The 21633-nt window shown below is 65.4% G+C and carries 15 protein-coding genes; 11 read left to right on the top strand and 4 right to left on the bottom strand.

The window, feature by feature from the left end:
* Positions 1-55: 55 nt before the first annotated feature.
* The 3 genes from rpoC to DU475_RS01570 all read left to right on the top strand — a co-directional run bounded on the left by rpoC (position 56) and on the right by DU475_RS01570 (position 8835).
* Entirely contained in the window at positions 56-4258 is a 4203-nt protein-coding gene (gene rpoC / locus DU475_RS01580) for a DNA-directed RNA polymerase subunit beta' (RefSeq protein WP_013501907.1), read from the top strand.
* Between the two features lie 303 nt (positions 4259-4561).
* Positions 4562-6625 carry an FAD-dependent oxidoreductase gene (locus DU475_RS01575; protein ID WP_164630290.1) on the top strand — a complete coding sequence of 688 codons (2064 nt, stop codon included), beginning with the start codon at positions 4562-4564 and terminating at the stop codon, positions 6623-6625.
* Positions 6626-6741: 116 nt separating this feature from the next.
* On the top strand, positions 6742-8835 hold the full coding sequence (locus tag DU475_RS01570; protein ID WP_164630288.1) for an ABC transporter ATP-binding protein: 2094 nt from the start codon (positions 6742-6744) through the stop codon (positions 8833-8835).
* Between the two features lie 76 nt (positions 8836-8911).
* On the opposite strand, the gene DU475_RS01565 is transcribed toward DU475_RS01570, so the two are convergent.
* Positions 8912-9373 carry a MarR family winged helix-turn-helix transcriptional regulator gene (locus tag DU475_RS01565; RefSeq protein ID WP_164630286.1) on the bottom strand — a complete coding sequence of 154 codons (462 nt, stop codon included), beginning with the start codon at positions 9371-9373 and terminating at the stop codon, positions 8912-8914.
* Positions 9374-9516: 143 nt separating this feature from the next.
* Here DU475_RS01565 and DU475_RS01560 point away from each other — a divergent pair, with 143 nt between their 5' ends.
* Together DU475_RS01560 and DU475_RS01555 are read left to right on the top strand one after the other, a co-directional pair.
* Positions 9517-9945, top strand: coding sequence for a VOC family protein (locus DU475_RS01560; RefSeq protein ID WP_013501911.1), 429 nt, complete (start codon positions 9517-9519; stop codon positions 9943-9945).
* 249 nt (positions 9946-10194) lie between these two features.
* Positions 10195-11403 carry an MFS transporter gene (locus DU475_RS01555; protein ID WP_164630284.1) on the top strand — a complete coding sequence of 403 codons (1209 nt, stop codon included), beginning with the start codon at positions 10195-10197 and terminating at the stop codon, positions 11401-11403.
* A gap of 46 nt (positions 11404-11449) precedes the next feature.
* Here DU475_RS01555 and DU475_RS01550 read toward each other — a convergent pair whose 3' ends face one another.
* Positions 11450-12652 (bottom strand): YbfB/YjiJ family MFS transporter, encoded by a 1203-nt coding sequence (locus DU475_RS01550; protein ID WP_205524167.1) that lies wholly within the window; start codon positions 12650-12652, stop codon positions 11450-11452.
* A 99-nt stretch (positions 12653-12751) separates the two neighbouring features.
* On the opposite strand from DU475_RS01550, the gene DU475_RS01545 reads away from it, so the two are divergent.
* Positions 12752-13630 (top strand): LysR family transcriptional regulator, encoded by an 879-nt coding sequence (locus DU475_RS01545; protein ID WP_205524166.1) that lies wholly within the window; start codon positions 12752-12754, stop codon positions 13628-13630.
* A 171-nt stretch (positions 13631-13801) separates the two neighbouring features.
* On the opposite strand, the gene DU475_RS01540 is transcribed toward DU475_RS01545, so the two are convergent.
* Positions 13802-14497 carry an O-methyltransferase gene (locus DU475_RS01540; RefSeq protein ID WP_164630281.1) on the bottom strand — a complete coding sequence of 232 codons (696 nt, stop codon included), beginning with the start codon at positions 14495-14497 and terminating at the stop codon, positions 13802-13804.
* Between the two features lie 136 nt (positions 14498-14633).
* On the opposite strand from DU475_RS01540, the gene DU475_RS01535 reads away from it, so the two are divergent.
* Positions 14634-15455 carry an AraC family transcriptional regulator gene (locus DU475_RS01535; RefSeq protein WP_164630279.1) on the top strand — a complete coding sequence of 274 codons (822 nt, stop codon included), beginning with the start codon at positions 14634-14636 and terminating at the stop codon, positions 15453-15455.
* Between the two features lie 95 nt (positions 15456-15550).
* Here DU475_RS01535 and DU475_RS01530 read toward each other — a convergent pair whose 3' ends face one another.
* A complete protein-coding gene (locus tag DU475_RS01530; protein ID WP_164630277.1) occupies positions 15551-16474 on the bottom strand; it encodes a hypothetical protein in 924 nt (307 codons plus the stop codon).
* Positions 16475-17375: 901 nt separating this feature from the next.
* Here DU475_RS01530 and rpsL point away from each other — a divergent pair.
* Genes rpsL through tuf form a run of 4 tightly spaced genes read left to right on the top strand, consistent with a single transcriptional unit; the run spans position 17376 to position 21565 of the window.
* A complete protein-coding gene (gene rpsL / locus DU475_RS01525) occupies positions 17376-17747 on the top strand; it encodes a 30S ribosomal protein S12 (RefSeq protein ID WP_008969396.1) in 372 nt (123 codons plus the stop codon).
* A 15-nt stretch (positions 17748-17762) separates the two neighbouring features.
* A complete protein-coding gene (gene rpsG / locus DU475_RS01520; protein WP_013501916.1) occupies positions 17763-18233 on the top strand; it encodes a 30S ribosomal protein S7 in 471 nt (156 codons plus the stop codon).
* Between the two features lie 30 nt (positions 18234-18263).
* Entirely contained in the window at positions 18264-20336 is a 2073-nt protein-coding gene (gene fusA / locus DU475_RS01515; RefSeq protein ID WP_013501917.1) for an elongation factor G, read from the top strand.
* 38 nt (positions 20337-20374) lie between these two features.
* Positions 20375-21565: an elongation factor Tu gene (tuf, locus tag DU475_RS01510; RefSeq protein ID WP_013501895.1), complete on the top strand. Its 1191-nt coding sequence runs from the start codon at positions 20375-20377 to the stop codon at positions 21563-21565.
* Positions 21566-21633: the final 68 nt, after the last annotated feature.

Genomic DNA, 21633 nt, shown 5'->3' with positions numbered 1-21633 from the left:
AGCGGACTATTCGCTACTCGCCATTCGCTACTCGCTTTCTCCGAAGGAGAACGGGATGAACCAAGAGATTATGAATCTGTTCAATCCGACGACGCCGGCTCAGGTCTTCGACCAGATCCGGATTTCGATCGCGTCGCCGGAGAAGATTCTGTCGTGGTCTTACGGCGAGATCAAGAAGCCGGAAACCATCAACTACCGCACCTTCAAGCCCGAGCGCGACGGCCTGTTCTGCGCCCGCATCTTCGGGCCGATCAAGGATTACGAGTGCTTGTGCGGCAAGTACAAGCGGATGAAGTACAAGGGCATCATCTGCGAGAAGTGCTCGGTCGAAGTGACGCTGTCGCGCGTCCGTCGCGAGCGCATGGGCCACATCGAGCTGGCCGCGCCGGTCGCCCACATCTGGTTCCTGAAGTCCCTGCCGTCGCGGATCGGGCAACTGCTCGACATGACGCTGAAGGACCTCGAGCGGATTCTGTACTTCGAATACTACGTCGTGCTGGAGCCGGGCCTCACCGACCTCAAGGAGCGTCAGCTCCTGTCGGAGGAGGAATACCTGCGCGCCCAGGATCAGTACGGCCAGGATTCGTTCACCGCCATGATCGGCGCCGAGGCGATCCGCGAACTGCTGAAGGGTCTCGAGCTCGAAAAGATCGACGCGCAGCTCCGCGCCGAGATGGCCGAGACGGATTCGGACATCAAGCACAAGAAGCTCGCCAAGCGCCTGAAGATCGTCGAAGCGTTCCGCTATTCCGGCAACAAGCCGGAGTGGATGATCCTCACGGTCGTGCCGGTGATCCCGCCGGACCTGCGTCCGCTGGTGCCGCTCGACGGCGGCCGGTTCGCGACCTCGGACCTCAACGACCTGTATCGCCGCGTCATCAACCGTAACAACCGCCTGAAGCGGCTGATGGAGCTGCGCGCGCCGGACATCATCATCCGCAACGAAAAGCGCATGCTGCAGGAGGCCGTGGACGCGCTGTTCGACAACGGCCGCCGCGGCCGCGTCATCACCGGCGCCAACAAGCGCCCGCTGAAGTCGCTCGCCGACATGCTGAAGGGCAAGCAGGGCCGGTTCCGTCAGAACCTGCTCGGCAAGCGCGTCGACTATTCGGGCCGTTCGGTGATCGTGGTCGGTCCGGAACTCAAGCTGCACCAGTGCGGCCTGCCGAAGAAGATGGCGCTCGAACTGTTCAAGCCGTTCATCTATTCGCGGCTCGATGCCAAGGGCCTGTCGACCACCGTCAAGCAGGCCAAGAAGCTGGTCGAAAAGGAGCGGCCGGAGGTTTGGGACATCCTCGACGAGGTGATCCGCGAACATCCGGTGCTGCTGAACCGCGCGCCGACCCTGCATCGCCTCGGCATTCAGGCGTTCGAGCCGGTGCTGATCGAGGGCAAGGCGATCCAGCTCCATCCGCTGGTTTGCTCGGCGTTCAACGCCGACTTCGACGGCGACCAGATGGCCGTGCACGTTCCGCTGTCGCTCGAAGCGCAGCTCGAAGCGCGCGTGCTGATGATGTCGACCAACAACATCCTGCATCCGGCGAACGGCCAGCCGATCATCGTGCCGTCGCAGGACATCGTGCTCGGCCTGTACTACCTGTCGATCATGCGGGAAGGGCTGCCGGGCGAGGGCAAGGTGTTCGGCGATCTCGCCGAGCTCGAGCACGCGCTGTACTCGAAGGTCATCCACCTCCACACCAAGATCAGGTATCGCTGGCACTGGACCAACGAGGAGGGCCAGGAGACGGTCCGTCTGCTGGAGACCACCGCCGGCCGCATCCTGCTCGGCCAGGTGCTGCCGAAGTCGCCGAAGCTGCCGTTCGACGTCATCAACAAGCTGATGACCAAGCGCGAGATCTCCGGCGTCATCGATCAGGTCTATCGCCACTGCGGTCAGAAGGAGACGGTGATCTTCTGCGACCGGATCATGGCGCTCGGCTTCTTCAACGCGTTCAAGGCCGGCATCTCGTTCGGCAAGGACGACATGGTCGTGCCGGGCTCGAAGTGGAAGATCGTCGACTCGACCCGCACCCTGGCGAAGGATTTCGAGCAGCAGTACAATGACGGTCTGATCACCCACGGCGAGAAGTACAACAAGGTGGTCGACGCCTGGTCGAAGGCCACCGAAGAAATCGCCAAGGAGATGATGAAGGAGATCTCCGCGGTTCGGAAGGCGCCGGACGGCTCCGAACAGCAGGTCAACTCGATCTACATGATGGCCCACTCCGGTGCGCGTGGTTCGCCCGCGCAGATGCGTCAGCTCGCCGGTATGCGCGGCCTGATGGCCAAGCCGTCGGGTGAGATCATCGAGACGCCGATCATCTCCAACTTCAAGGAAGGTCTGTCGGTTCTCGAGTACTTCAACTCGACCCACGGCGCCCGTAAGGGTCTGGCCGACACCGCGCTGAAGACCGCGAACTCGGGTTACCTGACCCGGCGTCTGGTCGACGTGGCGCAGGACTGCATCATCACGCAGGCCGACTGCGGCACCTCGCTCGGCATCAAGATGCGGGCGATCGTCGACGCCGGCACCGTGGTCGCTTCGCTGGGCAGCCGTATCCTCGGCCGCACCGCGGGCGAGGACGTGCGCGACCCGGCCACCAACGAGATCATCGTCAAGCGCGGCGATCTGATGGAGGAGCGGGACGTCGAGGCGATCCACCAGGCCGGCGTGCAGGAAGTGAAGATCCGCTCGGCGCTGACCTGCGAGCTGGTCAACGGCATCTGCGGCAAGTGCTACGGGCGCGATCTCGCCCGCGGCACCCCGGTCAACCACGGCGAGGCGGTCGGCGTGATCGCAGCGCAGTCGATCGGCGAGCCGGGCACCCAGCTCACGATGCGTACCTTCCACATCGGCGGCGCGGCGCAGATCAACGAGCAGTCGGTGATCGAGTCGAACTTCGACGGCAAGATCGTGATCAAGAACCGCGCCATCGCCCGCAACGGCGAAGGCCACAATGTCGCGATGGTCCGCAACATGGTGATCGCGATCGTCGATCCGGACGGCACCGAGCGTGCGACCCATCGCATCCAGTACGGCGCGCGCGTGCACGTCGACGAGGGCGACATGGTCAAGCGCGGCCAGCGCATCGCCGAGTGGGATCCGTACACCCGGCCGATCCTGACCGAGGTCGAGGGTACCATCGACTTCGAGGATCTGATCGAGGATCAGTCGATCTCCGAAACGCTCGACGAGTCGACCGGTATCGCCAAGCGTATCGTCATCGACTGGCGTTCGAGCCGCGGCGGCGCGGACCTGCGTCCGGCGATCGTGATCAAGGGCAAGGACGGCAAGGTGCTGAAGCTGGCGCGCGGCGGCGACGCCCGTTACATGCTGTCGGTCGACGCCATTCTGTCGGTCGACGTCGGCGCCCAGGTCAAGCCCGGCGACATCCTGGCGCGTATCTCGACCGAGAGCGCCAAGACCCGCGACATCACCGGCGGTCTGCCGCGGGTGGCGGAGCTGTTCGAAGCGCGGCGGCCGAAGGATGCGGCGATCATCGCCGAGATCGCCGGCACCATCCGGTTCGGTCGCGACTACAAGAACAAGCGCCGGCTCTCGATCGAGCCGCTCGACAAGAACGAGGAAGCGCGCGAGTACCTGATCCCGAAGGGCAAGCACATCCACTTGCAGGACGGCGACGTCGTCGAAAAGGGCGACTTCATCGTCGAGGGCAATCCGGCGCCGCACGACATCCTGGCGATCAAGGGCATCGAGGAACTCGCGGCCTATCTGGTCAACGAAATCCAGGAGGTCTATCGACTCCAGGGCGTGTTGATCAACGACAAGCACATCGAGGTGATCGTTCGCCAGATGCTGCAGAAGATCGAGATCACCGACCAGGGCGACACCGACATGATCTCGGGCGAGCAGGTCGACAAGATCGAGTTCAACGCGGTCAACGCCAAGGCGGTCGAGGAGGGCAAGAAGCCCGCCACCGGCAACCCGGTGCTGCTCGGCATCACCAAGGCGTCGTTGCAGACCCGCTCGTTCTTCTCGGCGGCTTCGTTCCAGGAGACCACCCGGGTGCTCACCGAAGCCGCGGTCAACGGCAAGGTGGATCCGCTGGAAGGTCTCAAGGAAAACGTCATCGTCGGCCGGCTGATCCCGGCGGGTACTGGCGCCTCGATGGCCAAGATCCGCGAAGTGGCGATGAAGCGCGACCGGCTGATCCTCGACGAACGCGAGAAGCAGGCGGCGATCGTTCCGGCCGCCGCGCCGGAAGCCGAACCGCTGTCGCTGCCGCCGGTAGAGTGACGCTCGCTTCTGCTAGTCAATCTCGACAAGAAGGGCCGGCCTCGCGCCGGCCCTTCTCATATCTGCCCGGTCCCGCTGGGTTTTGCTGGCTACCTTACCGGTTGTTCATCTTCCCTTCAGGTGAAAAGCGTCTTCCTGTCCTGCGAACGTCGAATCCGGCACAGGGGCGCCGATTCCACGCCAAATCAGCCCCAACTCGCTGACGTCACGCGGATTTTCTCGGAGAATCACGCCTTGACCGAAGGCGCGGAGCAAAACACGCTGCGCGGCGATCGGAAGCCGCGGGGATGTTGAAAGAGCACCATGTTTGATCTTGCAATCGTAGGTGGCGGCCCGGGCGGTCTGATGAGCGCCTGGTATCTGAAACGGAAGCTCGGCGGCCTTTGCAAGGTCACCATCTTCGAAGCCTCCGACCGGCTCGGCGGCAAAATCGTCACCCAGAAATTCGACACAGCGCCTGCGATGTACGAGGCCGGCGTCGCCGAATTGTACGACTACTCGATGACCGGGCCGGATCCGCTGCGGGAACTGGTGCAGCATTTCGGGCTGCAGACCATTCCGATGGACGCCGAGCAGGTGCAGCTCGACGGCGAGCTTCTCAACGACGTGCCCGGAATGCGCAAGAAGTACGGCGACAAGACCGCCGAGGCGATCGTCGCGTTCCGCAACAAGTGCAGCCGGCAGATGACGCCGACCCAGTATTACGAAGGCGTCGGCGCCCACGACAACGACCATCCCTGGGCCTGGACCAATTGCGAGCAGTTGCTCGACCAGGAGATCGAGGACCCGACCGCCAAGCGGTTCTTCAAGGTGATGGCGAAGTCCGATATCGCGACCGAGAGCCACAACACCAACGGCCTCAACGCGCTCAAGAACTTCGTGATGGATATCGACGGCTATATCGGCCTGTATTCGATCCAGAACGGCAACGAACAACTGATCGAGTGCCTGCGCTCGGAGATCGACGCCGACATCCAGTTCAACCACCGCGTCCTCAAGGTCGGCAAGACCGAGACCGGGCGCTACGAATTGAACATGATGAACGGCAAGGGGCCGGAGACGCGCGACTTCGATCTGGTGCTGATGTGCCTGCCGCACAATTGGCTCGCCACGTTGAGCTGGGGCAACGAACAGCTCCGCAAGGCGATGGTCAAGCACGTCGCTTATTTCGACCGCCCGGCGCATTACCTGCGGATCTCGCTGCTGTTCGACTCGCCGTTCTGGGGCGACAAGATCCCGGGCTCCTGGTTCATGTCGGAAGCGTTCGGCGGCTGCTGCGTCTACAACGAAGGCTCGCGCCACGACGTCGGCAAATACGGCGTGCTGAACTTCCTGATCGCCGGCTCGGATGCGCTTGCGTTCTCCAACCTGACCGACAAGGAGCTGATCGAGCTGGCGCTGAAGTCGCTGCCGGCCGAGCTCGGCGACGTCCGCGGGCATTTCCTCGAAGGCAAGACCCATCGCTGGCTGTCGTCGGTGAACTGCATTCCCGGCGGCCTGCCGGTGCGCGATGTGATGACCAACCATCGCCCCGAGCCGAAGAACCATCCGGGCTTCGTGATCGTCGGCGACTATCTGTTCGATTCGACGCTGAACGGTCTGCTCGACTCCTCGGACGCCGCCACCGACATCATCGTCACCGAGACGATGAAGCTGCGTCGGGCCCGCGCCCAGGACGGCAAGCCGGTGTCCGACAAAATCGACCGCGACTATTTCGAGAACTATCGCGGCCAGGGGCCGTATCGCGAGGTCTGGAGCCGGTTCACCGACCCGGATTATCTGATGCAGACCATCGACACCGTGTGGAACCGGCCGCGCGGCATCAAGCTGCTGGTCGCCGGCGCCGCCAGCGGCGAGCTGGTCGGCGCGCTGCGCGAACGGGGCATCGATGCTTACGGGGTCGAAAACAACCGTTACATCCACGGCAAGACTCCCGAGGCGGTGAAGCCGTACAACAAGCTCGGATCGATCCTCGACCTGCCGTTCGAGGACGAGGCGTTCGACTTCGTGTTCGAGACCAGCCTGTGCCATGTCGCCGACAGCCGCGCCGTCAAGGCGATCCGCGAGCTGCGCCGCGTCGCGCGCACCGGTCTGGTGTTCGGCTCGGTGACCAGCGATATGGATCCGCGCGTGATCGACCGTTACGACCTGTTGCGCGGGGTGAAGAAGCTCGGCACCTGGTGGGAATGGTCGGAACTGTTCTTCGCCAACGGCTTCGATCTGTCGATGCACCGCAACGATTGCGGTGACGCGCTGTGGGAGTTGGCGATGAAGGCGGGCCGGGGCCCCGGCCATTGGTACAGCGACGCCGACAGCCTGCGCTACTCGTTCTTCGACAAGGTCCACGACGAGGACGACGGCGACTGACCGTCCGGCTTGCGCGCGGCCCCTGTCCGCGTTGGAAAATCCGGCGCCGTGGCTCGAACGAGTCACGGCGCCGCTCATTGTAGTTGTGCGGTCCTGCCACCCGACGGTCTCGATTCATGGCGCGCAAGCCTGAGCCTCCTGCCAATCCGGACTCGCGGCCGGACGACATTCCCGCAGCGACGCCGCCGGCGACCGGCGCCGCGAGCGGCGAAGGCGCTGCACCGATCTCGCCGCTCGACGAAAAATTCGCGATGCCGGTCGGCTCGGCGGCGCCTGTGGTGCCGACCACCAAGCCGCCGGTGAAGCAATTGATCGCCGACAAGGTCGCGGCCGCCGCTCCGCCCAGCGACAGCGACGACGACGACGACGAGGACGACGAGGAAGATGACGACGACGACGAGGAGGAACTCGTCGTCTTCACCGCCCGCCAGGCCGCGGGAGCGTTCGCGACAATCATCCGGTTCATCCGGCCGGTGGTCACCAACTACAAGAAGATGTTGGCCTTCGTGGTGTTCGGCGTGGTCGTCGAAACCCTGTTCAACGTCATCATGCCGCTCAGCCTCAAGTTCCTGATCGACGACGCGCTCGGTGAGGAGGACTTCCACGAGCTGTATAAGATCCTGTCGATCCTTGGCGTCGCTGGGGTCATCACCTCGATCGTGGCGGTGTGGTACGAGCGCTGGGACGCCCGGCTCTCGGCGGCGGTGATCGCCGATGTCCGCACCCGGCTGTTCGACCACGCCCAGCGCCTGCCTGCCGGCTATTTTGCCCGCACCAAGCGGGGCGAAATCCTGTCGCGATTTTCGATCGATATGGCGGCGTTCTCGCGGGTGGTCGAGATCCTCGCCAACACCGCGCTGCTGCCGTTCCTCGAATTGATCGCCGGCGTCATCCTGATGCTGTTTCTGAACTGGCAGCTCGCGGTGGTGGCGCTGCTGATCTTCCCGATCACGCTGATCGGTCCGCGCATCCTCACGCCGAAGGCGGTGCAGGCGAACTACGAGCAGAAGGTCCAGGAGGCCGGGATGCTCGGCGTGGTGCAGGAGAACATCGGCGCCCAGGCCGTGGTCAAGGCGTTCAGCCTGCAGCGCAAGATGTTCGGCTTCTTCACGCTGCGCAATCAGGCGACCCGGCAGAAGATGGCGCAGGCCACCTTCCTGACCTCGATGGTCGAGCGTTCGGTGACCGTGTCGGTGCTGATGCTGCATCTGGTGGTGCTGGCGATCGGCGCCTATCTGGCGACCACCGGCCAGATCACCGTCGGCACCTTCGTCACTTTCGAGAGCGCATTCTGGGAAGTCTCCTACAACATCGCTCACTTGATGCAGTTCATCCCGGTGTCGATCCAGGCCGCCGCCGCGGTGCGTCACATGGAGGAGCTGCTCGACGAGAAGACCCCGATCGCCGATCGTCCGGGCGCGGCCGAGCTGCCGCGGATCACCGACAACATCGCTTTCGAGCGGGTGTCGTTCGCCTATGAGGGCGCCGAGCGGCCGGTGATCGACAATTTCAGCCTGAAGCTGACGGCCGGCAAGACCATCGCCATCGTCGGCCCCAGCGGGTCGGGCAAGAGCACGCTGCTCAATATGGTGCTGCGGCTGTACGATCCGACCGAGGGGCGGGTCGCGGTCGACGGCGTCGACATCCGCAACGTGACGCTGGAATCGCTGCGCCGGAGCATGGCGGTGGTGTTCCAGGAGAACATGCTGTTCAACATGTCGATCCGCGACAACATCCGGCTCGGCAAGGAGGGGGCGACCGACGCCGAGGTCGAGCAGGCGGCCAAGAAGGCCGAGATTCACCGCTTCATCATGAGTCTGCCGGAGAAATACGACACCGTCGTCGGCGAGCGTGGTGACACGCTGTCCGGCGGCCAGCGTCAGCGCATTGCGATCGCCCGCGCGATCGTGCGGAATCCCTCGGTGCTGCTGCTCGACGAGGCGACCTCGGCGCTGGACCAGACCACCGAGGCGGCGATCAACAAGACGTTGATGAAGCTGGCGCGCGGCCGCACCATGATCTTCTCGACCCACCGCCTGACCAGCGTGGTCGAGATGGACGAGATCGTCGTCGTTTCGAACGGCCAGGCGATCGAGCGCGGCACGCACCAGGAGCTGCTGGCCAAGAACGGCGTCTATCGCAAGCTGTGGGACGACCAGAAGCGCCACGGCGCCGATGACGATGACGACGATGATGATGACGACGAGTGAGCGTCGCGTGCGCGCGGTCGCTGCGCGTCAGCGACTGCGTTTGAGGCTGTCGTAGTAGAACAAGGCTATCGGCCCCTCAGGTGACGGTCCCGTCGAGGCGGCCGAGGACATTCAGTTGGGTACGAAGGCCGTCGGCATCGGTGAGGTCGGCTTCGATTTCCGCATGGAGCTTGCGCCAGATCGGCACCGCCGCGGCCAGCGTCTTGCGCCCCGTAGGCGTCAGCCGTAGCAGCCTGGCGCGCCGGTCGGCCGGATCGATCAGCACTTCGAGCAGATTGCGCCGCTCCAGCGGCTTCAGGTTCGCCGTCAGCGTGGTGCGGTCCATCGCCAGCAATGCGGCGACGCTGCCGAGCGGGGCTGGCTGCGGCCGGTTCAGGGACATCAGCAGCGAGAACTGACCGCTGGTGAGCCCGGCCGGTTTCAGCGCGAGGTCGAACCGCCGTGCCAGCGCCCGCGCTGCGCGCTGGGCGTGCAGGCACAGGCAGCTATCACGCACCAGCAGCGTGGTTTCGAAACTGGGTTCGGCCGATGCGCGCATCTGAGAACGGCTCTTGACAAGCGGGGAGCAATATACGTTGATATCAACCTAATTCGGCGGGATCAAGCGCCGTCAGGGGCGGGTCCCGGTGGGCGCAGCCCGCGCGGCATCGACCGCGCCATGTCGAACGGGAGGAGCATCGTATGAAGATCGTGACCAGCCTGAGCTTCCAGGGGCAGTGCCGCGAGGCGTTCGAGTTCTACGCAAAGGTGCTGGGCGGCAAGATCACGGCCGCGTTCCCCTATAGTGACGCGCCGCCGGAGATGCCGGTCACCGATCCGAAGTACAAGACTTGGCTGATGCACTGCTGGCTCGAGGTCGGCGATCAGGCGCTGATGGGCGCCGACATGGACACCGGCTGGGCTCCGAACATCGACAAGCCGAAGAACGGTTTCGACGTCACCCTGCACACGGAGGACAAGGCCGAGGCGCAGCGCTGGTACGAGCAATTGTCCGAGGGCGGCAAGCCGATGATGCCGTTCGGCGAAACGTTCTGGTCGCCTGGGTTCGGTTCGCTGATCGACCGCTTCGGCATCCCGTGGATGATCAACACGCTGCCGGCGTCGGCCTGACGGCGGCGCGGGGCCGGCAAAAAAGTCGCCGGCCCAATGTCGGCCGCGGCGGGGTCGCTTCGTCCTCGGAGCACGGGAGACCCAGTTCTTTCGCGCAAGTCTTTCAGCGTCATTGCGAGCGAAGCGATCCAGCTTCGCGCGCTGAGCTGGATTGTTTCGTCGCGGAGCCTGTGCCCGGACGGCGCATCGCGCCGATCCGGGTGCTCCTCGCAATGACGCGGCAAACGCTCGCGCAACACGGAAACGACCATGAACCAGTCCTATCGTTGGGTGATCGTTGCGGCCGGCGGTGTGCTTGGCTGCGTCGCGGCCGGTGCGATGTTCTCACTGCCGGTGCTGATCAGGCCGATGTCGCAGGACACCGACTGGTCGGTCACCGGGATATCCACCGCGATGACGATCGGCTTCCTGGCGATGGCCGCGGCCAGCATGCTGTGGGGCAATCTGGCCGACAGGTTCGGTCCGCGCCCCGTGGTGCTGACCGGATCGGTGATGCTCGCGGCCAGCCTTGCGCTCGCCAGCCGCGCTGGTTCGCTGATCGAGTTCCAGTTGCTGTTCGGTGCGCTGGTCGGCGCCGCCACGGCCGCGGTTTTCGCGCCGATGATGGCCTGCGTCACTGGTTGGTTCGATACCGGGCGGGGCCTTGCGGTTTCGCTGGTGTCTGCCGGCATGGGAATGGCGCCGCTGACGATGGCGCCGCTGGCGGCGTGGCTGGTGACGATCCACGACTGGCGCGGCGCGATGCTGATCATCGCAGCGGTCGTCGCCGCGCGGATGATCCCGGCGGCGCTGCTGGTGCGGCGGCCGCCGGCGCTCGAAGCTGGCGGCGCCGAGGCGGCGTCGGCCGATGCGCAAGGCGAGATGACGGTGGGGCAGGCGGTGCGCTCGCCGCAATTCGTCACGCTGATGCTCGCCAACTTCTTTTGCTGCGCGACCCATTCCGGCCCGATCTTCCACACCGTCAGCTACGCGGTGACCTGCGGCATCACGATGATTGCGGCGACCACGATCTACAGCGTCGAGGGACTGGCCGGGATGTTCGGCCGGATCGGCTTCGGCCTTGCCGGCGACCGCTTCGGCGCGCAGCGCGTGCTGGTCATCGGCCTGCTCGCGCAGGCGTTCGGCGTGCTGGCCTACGCCTTCGTCGGCGGGCTCGGCGGCTTCTATGCGGTCGCGGTCGCGGTCGGCTTCATCTACGCCGGAACCATGCCGCTCTATGCGGTGATCATCCGCGAGAACTTTCCGCTGCGGATGATGGGCACGATCGTCGGCGGCACCGCGATGGCTGGCAGCCTCGGCATGTCCACCGGCCCGGTGCTCGGCGGGCTGATCTACGATGCCTACGGCAGCTACGCGCCGATGTATGTCGCCTCCTGCGCCATGGGCCTCGCCGCGATGCTGATCCTCGCGACGTTCCGGCCGTTCCCGCAGCGGCGAGAGGAACTGGCGGTGGCGTAGCAGTCGCGGTGCCGGCCCGACGGCTGAACGGATAGCTGCGGCTCGCTCAGACCGCAGGCTCGGCGTTGCGGCAGAGCCAGGCTGTGCTGATCGCCAGCAGCAGGGTGGAGGCGGCGCTGGCCCAGGCCATGCTGTCCCAGCCGGCCCAGTTGCCGGTGCCGAGAAGGCGAATGACGACCGGCCCGATGATCTGCCCGACCGCGAACGCCACCGTCATCCGCGCCAGCAGCGGCGTCGGATTGGCGGGACGCAGCTCGCGGGCAAGCTGAAGTCCGGCCATCGTGGCGACCATGAAGGTGCCGCCGAGCAGTACGGCGGAGGCGGCGAGGGACCACAGCGCGTGGCTGATCAGCGGCAGCGCCGTGCCGACCGCCATCGTCCCTTGCGCCAGCGCCCACACCCGCCGCCGCGGCCAGCCGTGGAGGCGATGCGCCGCCAGCGCCACCGACACCGCGGCCGCCAGCCCGAACAGCGGCCAGGTGATGCCGAACACCAACGGGTCTGCGGTCAATTCCCGCGCCATGGCCGGAAGGAAGGTGGCCGGAATGATGTAGCCAAAGCCGAACGCGCCGTAACACACCACGATGCCCCACTGACGGTCCGCGCTGTTTGTCGCGGTGCGTGCGTGCGGAGGCGTGACCGCCGATGGCGGCGCGCTGGTGCGGCGTCCGACGCCGGCGGCGACGATGATCGTGCCGGCGGCCGTGATCGTTCCGAGTTCGAGCCACAGCGCGGAAGCCTTCTGCTGCCCGCCGAGCCAGGCGATCGTCCCTGCGAGCGCGATGCCGAGACCGACGCCGCAATAGATCCAGGCGCCGAGCTGCGGCCTGTGGCGCCGCGCCAGTTCGGTGAGACACCAACTGCTGGCGCAGACCAGCGCCCATGCGCTGCACACCCCGGACACCGCGCGGAGCACAGCGCCGACAAGCTCCATCGAGCCGCGATCGATCCACGCCGGCGCCATCGTCGACAGCAAGATGCCGATCAGGGACAAGCGCAGGCCGCGCTGCGGATGGCCGGCAAAGATCGAGGCGGTCAGCGCGCCCGCCAGGTAGCCGGCGTAGTTCGCTGCCGCCCATTCGGCGCCGGCGGCGGCATTCAAGGTGCCGTCGCGCATCATCAGCGGCAACAGCGGCGTGAACGCGAACCGGCCGATCCCCATCGCGGCGGCGAGCGCCACGACGCCACTCGTGACGATCAGCCAGATCGGCGGATGAAGGTCGGCGGCTTTGACGGAAGTGCGGTGCATCAAGTCGTCCGATGGGAACAAGCGAGGCGTCGACAACAGCAAATCCGGACGGCGTTGAAAAATGAATTATTCTGAACTACCGTTCTCGATATGAGAATGATGGACCTCGACGACCTCGAGATTTTCCGCGCCGTCGTCAGGGAGGGCGGTGTCACTCGCGCAGCCGACCGGCTGCACCGGGTGCCGTCCAACGTCACCACCCGCATCAAGCAATTCGAGGAGCGGATCGGGCACAGCCTGTTTCGCCGGCAGGGGCGCGGTCTGATCCTCACCGATGTCGGCCGCACCCTGCTGAGCCACGCCGACCGGTTGCTGCAGTTGGCCGATGCCGCCGAGCAGGAGTTGCGGAGCGGGAAGGCCAAGGGCGTGCTGCGGCTGGGGTCTTTGGAAAGCGCGGCCGGGGTGCGGCTGCCGCCGCTGCTATCGCGCTTTCATGCACGCTACCCCGACATCGCGATCCAGATGACGACCGACACCACCGCCGCGCTGCTCCGGCAGTTGGAGCGGTTCGAGATCGACGCCGCCTTCGTCTCCGAACCGTTCGAGCCGGGTAGCTTCGCCTCAGTTGCTGCGTTCAATGAAGAACTGGTGCTGATCACCGCCAAGGGCGACCGCCCGCTGCGCCGCTCCGCCGACCTCGGCGGCAAGGCCGTGGTGGCGTTTCCGCACGGCTGTTCCTACCGCCGGCGCCTGATGGAATGGCTGGCATCGGAAGGCGTATCACCCGACCGTATTCTCGACCTCGGCTCGTATCACGCCATCGTCGCCTGCGTCGCGGCCGGCTCCGGCATCGCCATCGTGCCGGCGGCCGTGCTCGATCACGCCGCTTTGGGCTCGGCGGTGGATCGCCATCCGCTGCCTGCCAAGCTACGAAACAACCGGACGCATCTGGTGTGGTCCGGCGACCCCGGCTCGCCGCTGCAAGCCTTGATGAATCTGCTCCCGAATGCGGGTGCGAGGCGGCGTGCCGTTGGATAGCAGGAGGACGTTCCATTCGTCTTCACGCTCGCCGAACGGCCCGATGGGTGGCGAGGCGGTTAGCGATCGCGCCGGCAGTTCCGCGCCGATGTCGCTCGCTCCCCTCGCCACGGCCCAACGCCGCGAGGCCGAGCCGCGCGGCGTCAGGTTCTGTCGCTCGGCCGGCCGGCGTCACCCGACCCGCACGGTGAACTCGTTGCCGCGGCCTTCGTCGATGTCGAGCGGCCGGGAGAAATAGCCGTTGGCGGGAGCGCGGACGTAGTCGAGATAGTCCTGCGCAAAGGCGTTCTCGCCGAGGATGACGGCTCCGGGTGCCAGTCGCGGCTCGACCAGTTTGAGCACCGGCAGGTACAGCGAGAACGCGCCGTCGATCGATAGAATATCGACGTCGCCGCCGACGTCCTTCAGCGTGTCGAGCGCATCGCCCTCGCGGATCTCCACCAGATCGGCCAGCCCCGCCGCGTCGAGGTGAGCCCGCGCCCGCGTGACTTTGGTGGGTTCGAGCTCGGAGCCGATCAGCCGGCCGCCGCCATTGTCGCGTAGCGCAGCCGCGAGGTAGATCGTCGAGATCCCCATCGACGTGCCGAACTCGACGATCCGGGTCGCCCTGCGGGCGCGCACGATCGCGTAAAGGAAGCGGCCATAGGCTGGAGAAATCGCCAGAAAATGATCGGCGTGCTCTCGATACGTCGTTCGATAGTTGAGACGTTCCTCATCGACAAATCTGGCGGCCAAGTCCTTCAGCGTTTCACCGGACCTTTCGGCCTGCGCCATCATCTCGGCCATCAGGGCGCGATCCGCGGCCTCGGCCTCGGCGTGCAGTTTGTCGAGCGTCTCTGCGATGCGCTTGCTGCTCTGCGATGTCATGCAAGTCCCTTTCGGTCATGCCGAGACCGGCTCGGCCTCGGCTGTCCGGGTGAGTAAAGGGAGGCGGCATTGGCGTCATTACGCAGCTTAGACAGATTGTTATCCGTTCACGCCAAGCGGCGCGGTAGGCTGGCCCATGCCCATTCTCACCGACAGCTCCACTGCGGCCGACTGGACCGAACCCGACGAGGTCGCGCGGCCGGTCGTGGCCTACGGCATGGCATCGGAGATGATCGGCTCGTTCGAGATCGATCTGCACTGCCATGCCAAGGCGCAGATCCTGCTGGTGCAGCGCGGTGCACTCAGTTGCCGGGTGGACGGCGGATTGTGGATCGTGCCGCCGCGCAGCGCGGTCTGGATACCAGGCGGCACGCTGCATGCGATCACCGCGACCGGCAGGCTCGAAGGTTATGCCGCGTTCGTCGCCGCCGGCATCGATGTGGGACTGCCGCAGCGCTGCTGCACCGTCTCGGTGACGCCGCTGCTGCGCGAACTGCTGTTCCGTGCCGCCTGGCTGCCGCTGCTGTACGACGAGGGCGGGGCGGCTTCGCGTCTGATCGCGGTGCTGCTCGACGAGATCGCGGCCGCCAGGATCGAGGATCTGCATCTGCCGATGCCGTCCGATCCGCGGCTGCGCGCGTTGGCCGACCTGATGATGGCGGCGCCCGCCGATCGTGGTTCGCTGCAGGGCTGGGCCGAGCGCGCCGGCCTCAGCGAGCGGACGCTGGGGCGGCTGATCAGCCGCGAGACCGGGATGAGTTTCGGGCGCTGGCGCCAGCAGCTCGGCGTCATGCTCGCGGTGCAGTGGTTGGCCGGTGGCGCCTCGATCCAGCAGGTCGCCGCCGATCTGGGTTACGAAAGCGTGCCGAGCTTCGTCACCATGTTCCGCAAGACACTCGGCACGTCGCCGGGCCGCTACATGGCGGAGCGTTATGCCGGCCGAGCCGCGGGGACTTAGTCGGCGGTGTTTTGGACAGGAGCATCCAACGTCCACTGTCCGCCGCGACTGGATACGCCAAGCAAGAACCCGGTCGGATGCGGCGTCCGCCGACCTCAGTTCTTCGTCAGATACAGCGGCGTCCGCACCGTGAGCTGATAGGCCGGTTTCGGTGTCCACGCCACCTGCGCGGTGATGCCGAACAGCCGGTTGTCGTTGTCGTCCATCTTGTCGAGGTCGATCCGCAGGATCGGCTGGGTGAAGGCGTCGATCGGGGTGAAGCGCAGCAGCTCGGCGCCACCGAACGACTGCATTCCGGCGCGCCCCGTGAGCTTCCAGTTGCTGTCCCACTGGTAATAGCCGCCGAGCCAGCCGACCGTGTTCGGATGGATCGCGGCGCGGTCGGCGTCGATCGCCGTGGTGGTGAACTGCACGCCGGCGAGGATGCCGCGGGTCTCGTCGGCGTCGAACGCGTAGGACGCCTCCAGCACGGTGTTGACCGAGGTGGTGGCGAGCGGCCCGCTCGGCACAGAGCGGGTGAGGGTGGTTTGCAGCGTCAGGGTCGGCAGCGATCCGCCGTCCTGGCGATAGATGTCGGCCTGGACCCCGACGTTCCAACTGGTGACGTCGACCGCGCTCCAGCCCGATCCGCCGTTGCTGGTGGTGGCGCTGAAGCCGCCATACAGCGACACCCGGTCGTTGACGTCGATGGTCAGCGGGACATCGAGTTCCACGCTCTGGCTCGCCGGCAGCGTCGGCGCCTGCAGCGGCGGCAGCGCTGCCAGTTCGCGCAGTCGGGACAGCACCGCGATGGTCGGGCTCGCAAAGCCGATCGACAGCACCCCGGCCGGGGTGCGGCCGTAGCTGGTGCGGAGGTCGAGGTAGATATTGGGGTAGGTCTGCGCCGCGGCCGCGTCGTCGTCATCGTCGTCGGCGGCCAGGGCAGGAGCGACGGCGAGCTGCAGCGACACGGCGGCCGCCGCGACCGCCGCGAGGTGCCGCGGCCGCGGGATCAACCGAACTCGCCCCGAATCCGCCATCTCGTTCCCACGCCATGCTGCGGCCGGCCGATCGCGGCGCCCCCGTGCACTTAGCCATAGCGCCGCTGCCGCCGGCAATCGGGAGCGTCGGCCGGTCTGTGGATCGTCCGGCCGTGGAGCGCGGTGGGCAGCCGGCGGGTGGCGGTGACGATCTGTATTTAAATACCGGTAAAACGTAGCCGCGCGTCTGCGGCCGCTGCCTGTGTCGAATCGGAACGGCCAAAGCTGCCGAATCCCGCGCCGAGTCGCCGACGGAATCGCCTGGACAACAGCTCTCGATTCCATGAATCTCGGTCCGAGCGGGGGTGATCCGGCCGCCTTCAGCTCGTATCAGAGTCCGAAATCGGCGCGCCGGCGCGGTCCGGAAGGGGCACAACAACGCCCCATTTCATCGGCATTACACGGCGGTCGGGTGGGTCGTCGAAAGTCGTCGCCGAACCGTCATCTGGGAGCGGTTTTGCCTTGACTTGGGGGTGGGCCGCCGATACAACCCGCCCACTTCAAGACAGGCGGTGAGCTTCGCCAACGTCGGAACGGACAACCCGGGCCGTCCTTTCAAGGACTTACGGGCACCACCCTCGACCCAAGTCGCTCAAACGCTGTCGACATAAGCCAGGCAATGCCAGGACATTGAGCGTTCTTACGGGGCTCTTTCTCGTCGGGACGGTTTTGGAAGCATGACCTCGGTCGAAGCCGGTCAGTGGAAGCTGTCCGGTCTTTGCTGCGGTCCTCTGTTGCGTGGAAGCGCTTTCCGCTCAGCGATGGGTGGCTGGCGCGATTTCGCTTTGCGTGATCGGGCGTGGGTCCGGTCGAGCAGGGCGGCCGCTGGGGCGGGTAGCCCCGAATGAATTTGCGAAGCCGACTGATCGGTTTCGCGCGAAGCTTGAGGGTGAAGGCGAAGATGCCGACGATCAACCAGCTGATCGCAAATCCGCGCGTGGTGCAGAAGTCGCGCAAGAAGGTTCCCGCGCTGCAGCAGTCGCCGCAGAAGCGCGGCGTGTGCACCCGCGTCTACACCACGACGCCGAAGAAGCCGAACTCGGCGCTGCGTAAGGTTGCCAAGGTGCGCCTGACCAATGGCTTCGAGGTCATCGGTTACATCCCGGGTGAGGGGCACAACCTGCAGGAGCACTCGGTGGTGATGATCCGGGGCGGCCGCGTCAAGGACTTGCCGGGCGTGCGCTACCACATCCTCCGCGGCGTCCTCGATACCCAGGGCGTCAAGAACCGTAAGCAGCGCCGTTCGAAGTACGGCGCGAAGCGTCCGAAGTAAGCGGGGAGAGCATCCATGTCCCGTCGTCACGCCGCCGAAAAGCGCGAAGTTCTTCCGGATCCGAAGTTCGGGAACATCATCGTCACCAAGTTCATGAACTCGGTGATGTATGCCGGCAAGAAGTCGGTCGCCGAAAGCATCGTCTACGGTGCCTTCGACATCATCGAAGCCAAGACCAAGCAGCCGCCGCTCGGCGTGTTCGAGCAGGCGCTCGAGAACGTCATGCCGGCGATCGAAGTGCGCTCCCGCCGCGTCGGCGGCGCCACCTACCAGGTGCCGGTCGAGGTTCGCTCCACCCGCCGTCAGGCGCTGGGCATTCGCTGGCTGATCTCGGCCGCCCGCGGCCGCAACGAAAAGACCATGACCGAGCGTCTCTCCGCCGAGCTGCTCGACGCCTCGAACAATCGCGGCAACGCCGTGAAGAAGCGTGAAGACGTGCACAAGATGGCGGAAGCCAACCGCGCGTTCTCGCACTATCGCTGGTAACGGCGAAGCAACGGAATCAAGGAAGACGTCATGCCCCGCGTTCACGCCATCGAGGACTACCGCAACTTCGGCATCATGGCCCACATCGATGCCGGCAAGACCACGACGACCGAGCGCATCCTGTTCTACACCGGCAAGAGCCACAAGATCGGCGAAGTGCACGAAGGTGCCGCGACGATGGACTGGATGACGCAGGAGCAGGAGCGGGGCATCACCATCACGTCCGCCGCCACCACCGCGTTCTGGAACGGCAAGCGTCTGAACATCATCGACACCCCCGGCCACGTCGACTTCACCATCGAAGTCGAGCGTTCGCTGCGTGTGCTCGACGGTGCGGTGTGCGTTCTCGACTCCAACCAGGGCGTCGAGCCGCAGACCGAGACCGTGTGGCGCCAGGGCGACAAGTACAAGGTTCCGCGCATCGTCTTCGCCAACAAGATGGACAAGACCGGCGCCGACTTCTTCAAGTGCCTGCAGGACATTGTCGACCGCCTCGGCGCCAAGCCGGTGGCGATCCAGCTCCCGATCGGCTCGGAGAACAACTTCAAGGGCGTGATCGATCTGGTCCGCATGAAGGCCGTGGTGTGGAACGATGAATCGCTCGGCGCCAAGTTCGAGGACGTCGATATTCCCGAGGATCTGCTCGATCAGGCCAAGGAATATCGCGAGAAGATGATCGAAGCCGCCGTCGAGCTCGACGACGACGCGATGGGCGCCTATCTCGAAGGGACCATGCCGGACGAGGCGACCCTGAAGCGTCTGATCCGCAAGGCTGTGCTGACCGGTGCGTTCTATCCGGTGCTGTGCGGCTCGGCGTTCAAGAACAAGGGCGTGCAGCCGCTGCTCGACGCCGTGGTCGACTACCTGCCGTCGCCGCTCGACGTGCCGGCGATCAAGGGTACCGACGATCAGGGCAACGAAGTCGTGCGCAAGGCGGACGACAAGGAGCCGCTGTCGCTGCTCGCGTTCAAGATCATGGACGACCCGTTCGTCGGCACCATCACGTTCTGCCGCATCTACTCTGGCGTCCTGCAGAGCGGTACCGGCGTGGTGAACTCGACCCGCGAGAAGAAGGAGCGCATCGGCCGCATGCTGCTGATGCACGCCAACAACCGCGAAGACATCAAGGAAGCCTATGCGGGCGACATCGTCGCGCTGGCCGGCCTGAAGGAAGCCCGCACCGGCGACACGCTGTGCGATCCCGCCAACCCGGTGATCCTCGAAAAGATGGAATTCCCGGAGCCGGTGATCGAAATCGCGATCGAGCCGAAGTCGAAGGCCGACCAGGAGAAGCTCGGCGTCGCGCTGGCGAAGCTGGCCGCCGAGGATCCGTCGTTCCGGGTGTCGACCGACCTCGAGTCCGGTCAGACCATCCTGAAGGGCATGGGCGAGCTTCATCTCGACATCAAGGTCGACATCCTGAAGCGCACCTACAAGGTCGATGCCAACATCGGCGCGCCGCAGGTGGCGTTCCGTGAGCGCATCACCAAGAAGGCCGAAGTCGACTACACCCACAAGAAGCAGACCGGCGGTACCGGTCAGTTCGCGGCGGTGAGCTTCGTCGTCGAGCCGAACGAGCCGGGCGCCGGCTACGTGTTCGAGTCGAAGATCGTCGGCGGTGCGGTGCCGAAGGAGTACATCCCGGGTGTCGAAAAGGGCATCGAGAGCGTGCTGTCTTCGGGCGTGGTCGCCGGCTTCCCGGTGGTCGACGTCAAGGTGACGCTGGTCGACGGTAAGTACCACGACGTCGACTCGTCGGCTCTGGCGTTCGAAATCGCCTCGCGGGCCGCTTTCCGCGAAGCGCTGCAGAAGGGCAAGTCGGTCCTCCTCGAGCCGATCATGAAGGTCGAGGTGGTGACGCCGGAAGACTACACCGGCTCGGTGATCGGCGACCTCAACTCGCGGCGTGGCCAGATCCAGGGTCAGGACATGCGCGGCAATGCCAACGTGATCAACGCGATGGTGCCGCTGATGAACATGTTCGGTTACGTCAACAACCTGCGCTCGATGAGCCAGGGCCGGGCGAACTTCACCATGCAGTTCGACCACTACGCTGAAGCGCCGGCCAACGTGTCGGCTGAAGTCCAGAAGAAGTTTGCCTGATTGTCGCAGGTGTGAGCCGCGACTGAACGGAGAGAGCAATGGCCAAAGCAAAGTTTGAACGTACGAAGCCGCATTGCAACATCGGGACGATCGGTCACGTCGACCATGGCAAGACGTCGCTGACGGCGGCGATCACCAAGGTTCTGGCGGAGACGGGCGGTGCGACGTTCACGGCCTACGACCAGATCGACAAGGCGCCGGAAGAGAAGGCGCGCGGCATCACGATTTCGACCGCGCATGTCGAGTACGAGACGCAGAACCGTCACTACGCGCACGTCGACTGCCCCGGCCACGCCGACTACGTCAAGAACATGATCACCGGTGCGGCGCAGATGGACGGCGCGATCCTGGTGGTGTCGGCGGCCGACGGCCCGATGCCGCAGACCCGCGAGCACATCCTGCTGGCGCGTCAGGTGGGCGTTCCGGCGCTGGTGGTGTTCCTGAACAAGTGCGACATGGTCGACGATCCGGAACTGCTCGAGCTGGTCGAGATGGAAGTGCGCGAGCTTCTGTCGAAGTACGACTTCCCGGGCGACGACATTCCGATCGTCAAGGGCTCGGCGCTGGCGGCGCTGGAGAACTCCGACCAGAAGCTCGGGCACGACGCGATCCTGGAGCTGATGCGCCAGGTCGACGCCTACATCCCGCAGCCGGAGCGTCCGATCGACCAGCCGTTCCTGATGCCGGTGGAAGACGTGTTCTCGATCTCGGGCCGCGGCACCGTGGTGACCGGTCGTGTCGAGCGCGGCGTGATCAAGGTCGGCGAGGAAATCGAGATCGTCGGCATCCGCGACACGCAGAAGACCACCTGCACCGGCGTCGAAATGTTCCGCAAGCTGCTCGATCAGGGCCAGGCCGGCGACAACATCGGCGCGCTGCTGCGCGGCACCAAGCGTGAGGACGTCGAGCGCGGCCAGGTGCTCTGCAAGCCGGGCTCGGTGAAGCCGCACACCAAGTTCAAGGCCGAAGCCTACATCCTCACCAAGGAAGAGGGCGGCCGCCACACCCCGTTCTTCACCAACTACCGTCCGCAGTTCTACTTCCGCACCACCGACGTGACCGGTGTGGTGCACCTGCCGGAAGGCACCGAGATGGTGATGCCGGGCGACAACATCGCGATGGAAGTGCACCTGATCGTGCCGATCGCGATGGAAGAAAAGCTGCGCTTCGCCATCCGCGAAGGCGGCCGCACGGTGGGCGCCGGCGTCGTCGCCGCGATCATCGAGTAAGAACGCGAATAGCGAATAGCGAGCGGCGGATAGGAGACTATTCGCTGCTCGCCACTCCCCACTCGCTC

The organism is Rhodopseudomonas sp. WA056 (assembly GCF_010906995.1).
GTDB lineage: Bacteria > Pseudomonadota > Alphaproteobacteria > Rhizobiales > Xanthobacteraceae > Rhodopseudomonas > Rhodopseudomonas palustris_G.
The sequence above is the reverse complement of the archived record's forward strand: the minus strand, read 5'-3'. Positions and strand labels throughout refer to the sequence as shown.

Excerpts from the sequence above, each read along its gene's own strand:
- fusA (WP_013501917.1), top strand. The coding sequence starts at position 18,264 with ATGCCCCGCGTTCACGCCATCGAGGACTACCGCAACTTCGGCATCATG.
- rpoC (WP_013501907.1), top strand. The coding sequence starts at position 56 with ATGAACCAAGAGATTATGAATCTGTTCAATCCGACGACGCCGGCTCAG.
- DU475_RS01535 (WP_164630279.1), top strand. The coding sequence starts at position 14,634 with ATGCCCATTCTCACCGACAGCTCCACTGCGGCCGACTGGACCGAACCC.
- DU475_RS01555 (WP_164630284.1), top strand. The coding sequence starts at position 10,195 with ATGAACCAGTCCTATCGTTGGGTGATCGTTGCGGCCGGCGGTGTGCTT.
- tuf (WP_013501895.1), top strand. The coding sequence starts at position 20,375 with ATGGCCAAAGCAAAGTTTGAACGTACGAAGCCGCATTGCAACATCGGG.
- DU475_RS01560 (WP_013501911.1), top strand. The coding sequence starts at position 9,517 with ATGAAGATCGTGACCAGCCTGAGCTTCCAGGGGCAGTGCCGCGAGGCG.
- rpsG (WP_013501916.1), top strand. The coding sequence starts at position 17,763 with ATGTCCCGTCGTCACGCCGCCGAAAAGCGCGAAGTTCTTCCGGATCCG.
- DU475_RS01540 (WP_164630281.1), bottom strand. The coding sequence starts at position 14,497 with ATGACATCGCAGAGCAGCAAGCGCATCGCAGAGACGCTCGACAAACTG.
- DU475_RS01575 (WP_164630290.1), top strand. The coding sequence starts at position 4,562 with ATGTTTGATCTTGCAATCGTAGGTGGCGGCCCGGGCGGTCTGATGAGC.
- DU475_RS01550 (WP_205524167.1), bottom strand. The coding sequence starts at position 12,652 with ATGCACCGCACTTCCGTCAAAGCCGCCGACCTTCATCCGCCGATCTGG.
- rpsL (WP_008969396.1), top strand. The coding sequence starts at position 17,376 with ATGCCGACGATCAACCAGCTGATCGCAAATCCGCGCGTGGTGCAGAAG.
- DU475_RS01565 (WP_164630286.1), bottom strand. The coding sequence starts at position 9,373 with ATGCGCGCATCGGCCGAACCCAGTTTCGAAACCACGCTGCTGGTGCGT.
- DU475_RS01545 (WP_205524166.1), top strand. The coding sequence starts at position 12,752 with ATGGACCTCGACGACCTCGAGATTTTCCGCGCCGTCGTCAGGGAGGGC.
- DU475_RS01530 (WP_164630277.1), bottom strand. The coding sequence starts at position 16,474 with ATGGCGGATTCGGGGCGAGTTCGGTTGATCCCGCGGCCGCGGCACCTC.
- DU475_RS01570 (WP_164630288.1), top strand. The coding sequence starts at position 6,742 with ATGGCGCGCAAGCCTGAGCCTCCTGCCAATCCGGACTCGCGGCCGGAC.